Source organism: Rheinheimera sp. NSM, assembly GCF_052380015.1.
Taxonomy (GTDB): Bacteria; Pseudomonadota; Gammaproteobacteria; order Enterobacterales; family Alteromonadaceae; genus Alishewanella.
On sequence record NZ_JBQTCI010000015.1, the window covers coordinates 1 to 2,500 of the forward strand.

The window sequence follows — 2,500 nt, forward strand, 5'->3', positions numbered from 1 at the left end:
GAGAACGGCTGCGTAAATTCTACCGATGCACCCCGTTAAAAAGGGGGAGATTACCGCTCGAGGCGAAGCTGGACGCGACGCAGGCCTCCCCTGCCCCATTGCGGTTTCACCCGACAATGGCCGAAACCTATCGCGACCGTGTGGGCGTGCTGATCGAGGGCCTGGGGCGCGAAGACGGGTTGGCAGAAACCCGAGAGGCGTTGCGGGGTCTGATCGAGAAGATCGTTCTGGTGCCGCGCACGGATGGAATGGGCCTCGATATCGACCTGCACGGGGCGCTTGCGGGGCTGTTGCGCTTAGCGACGGGCGTCGAGCAACGACAGGCCGCAGGTGCGGGCAAAAGGAGCGCAAACGCGAATTTCCCCGCGAGTGCGGGATTGGAAGGTGTTGATATTATTGAAGAAATAGTGTTGGTTGCGGGGACAGGATTTGAACCTGTGACCTTCAGGTTATGAGCCTGACGAGCTACCTGGCTGCTCCACCCCGCGTTGGTTTTTTTGTATCGTTGAGAGAGATTTTTGTGTTTCTTGTCAGGTTTGGCGGTGAGCTACTCTCCCACGTCTTGAGACGCAGTACCATTGCCGCGGCGGCACTTAACTTCCGAGATCGGGACGGGATCGGGTGTATTGCTCGCGCTATTGCCACCAAACCTGAGAAGAAACACATATCAGTGGGTGGGTTTTGTGTTCCACCTGACTATGAGGTCAATGCTTTTGGTTTTGTTGATTGTTGATCAGTTTTGCTTTTACTGGATCAAATCAAGCCTATTGAGCCATTAGTACCGGTCAACTGAACGCATTGCTGCGCTTACATCTCCGGCCTATCGACGTGGTGGTCTACCACGGCTCTCAAGGGAGACCTTGTTTTGAGGGGGGCTTCCCGCTTAGATGCTTTCAGCGGTTATCCTGTCCGATCATAGCTACCCTGCACTGCGGCTGGCGCCACAACAGGTCCACCAGTGGATCGTTCACCCCGGTCCTCTCGTACTAGGGGCAACTCCTCTCAAGTCTCCAACACCCACGGCAGATAGGGACCGAACTGTCTCACGACGTTCTAAACCCAGCTCACGTACCTCTTTAAATGGCGAACAGCCATACCCTTGGGACCTACTCCAGCCCCAGGATGAGATGAGCCGACATCGAGGTGCCAAACGATGCCGTCGATATGGACTCTTGGGCATCATCAGCCTGTTATCCCCGGCGTACCTTTTATCCGTTGAGCGATGGCCCTTCCACTCGGGACCACCGGATCACTATGGCCGACTTTCGTCTCTGCTCGACTTGTCAGTCTTGCAGTCAGGCTGGCTTATGCCATTGCACTCGACGACCGATTTCCGACCGGTCTGAGCCAACCTTCGCACGCCTCCGTTACTGTTTGGGAGGCGACCGCCCCAGTCAAACTACCCACCACACAGGGTCCCGGATCCGGATGACGGACCGCGGTTAGACATCAAGAGTGCGAAGGGTGGTATCTCAAGGAAGGCTCGATGGGAACTGGCGTTCCCACGTCAAAGCCTACCACCTATCCTGCACATCGCAATCCTGATGCCAGTGTGAAGTTGTAGTAAAGGTGCACGGGGTCTTTCCGTCTAACCGCGGGAAGCCTGCATCTTGACAGGCAATTCAATTTCGCTGAGTCCATGTTTGAGACAGCGGGGAAGTCGTTACGCCATTCGTGCAGGTCGGAACTTACCCGACAAGGAATTTCGCTACCTTAGGACCGTTATAGTTACGGCCGCCGTTTACCGGGGCTTCGATTCAAGGCGTGAACCTCTCCTCTTAACCTTCCGGCACCGGGCAGGCGTCAGACCCTATACGTCGTCTTGCGACTTCGCAGAGCCCTGTGTTTTTAATAAACAGTCGCCACCCCCTGGTTTGTGCCCCCCGCCACTGCTTGCGCAATAACGGGGCCTCCTTCTCGCGAACTTACGGAGGTATTTTGCCGAGTTCCTTAAACATGGTTCTCTCAAGCGCCTTGGTATTCTCTACCAGTCCACCTGTGTCGGTTTCGGGTACGGTCTGGTGTGGGGCTATTTCCGGGAACCTCTGAACGGCCCGCCCAATCCGATAAGGGCGAACAATCTTTGAGATCCGTCACTTCCCACTGGCCCAGGAATATTAACCTGGTTCCCATCGACTACGCCTTTCGGCCTCGCCTTAGGGGCCGGCTTACCCTGCTCAGATTAGCTTTAAGCAGGAACCCTTGGACTTTCGGCGACAGGGTCTCTCACCCTGTTTGTCGCTACTCATGTCAACATTCTCACTTCTGAACGCTCCACCGGTCCCTCACGGGCCGGCTTCACAGCAGACTTCGGTTGCGTCCGGTGCACCCTGTTGGGTGCAAAAGACGCAAGAAGTACTGAACAGAACGCTCCGCTACCATGCGATTGCTCGCATCCTAAGCTTCGGCTCATGGCTTGAGCCCCGTTACATCTTCGCCGCAGGACAACTTGTTTAGACCAGTGAGCTGTTACGCTATCTTTAAAGGATGGCTGCTTCTA

General features: G+C 55.6%; 1 tRNA gene and 2 rRNA genes (1 of these 3 cut by a window edge). All 3 read right to left on the reverse strand.

What is annotated here, in order from left to right:
* Window positions 1–411 precede the first annotated feature (411 nt).
* Window positions 412–488: transfer RNA gene (locus ACTZWV_RS19790), tRNA-Met, on the reverse strand.
* A gap of 46 nt (window positions 489–534) precedes the next feature.
* Window positions 535–649 (reverse strand): 5S ribosomal RNA (gene rrf / locus ACTZWV_RS19795).
* Between the two features lie 105 nt (window positions 650–754).
* A 23S ribosomal RNA gene (locus ACTZWV_RS19800) occupies window positions 755–2,500 on the reverse strand (it continues 1,150 nt past the right edge of the window).